Source organism: Hyphomonas chukchiensis, from assembly GCF_000682695.1.
GTDB classification, from domain to species: domain Bacteria; phylum Pseudomonadota; class Alphaproteobacteria; order Caulobacterales; family Hyphomonadaceae; genus Hyphomonas; species Hyphomonas chukchiensis.
The window spans coordinates 1-300 of the sequence record NZ_AWFG01000105.1 but is presented as its reverse complement, the minus strand read 5'-3'; the positions used below and the strand labels follow the sequence as shown (position 1 = coordinate 300).

General features: G+C 66.0%; 1 protein-coding gene. It reads right to left on the bottom strand.

From position 1 onward, the window contains the following. Nucleotides 1-300 (bottom strand): FAD-dependent oxidoreductase (locus HY30_RS19890; RefSeq protein ID WP_162176981.1); only part of this gene is annotated, 300 nt, incomplete at both ends.

Here is a 300-nt window from a genome sequence, read left to right as displayed (position 1 = left end):
CAGGGGCAGTCTTCCGCCGGGCGGGGCTTGCCGAGAATGGCGGCCGCCGCGAGCTTGCCCTGCTCGATGGCATTGTGGACGCTTTCAAGACGTCCCGACCGGCCAAAATGCACGAGAGGACGGCTGGCGCAGTCACCCGCCGCGAAGACGCGCGGGTCGGACGTACGGGCATCGCGATCGACAAGGATGCCGTTATTGCACGCGATGCCGGCGTCCCTGGCGAGTTCTTCATTGGGCAGGATACCAATGCCGACGAGCACGATATCGGCATCGAGGCGCGTGCCGTCAGCCAGTATGGCC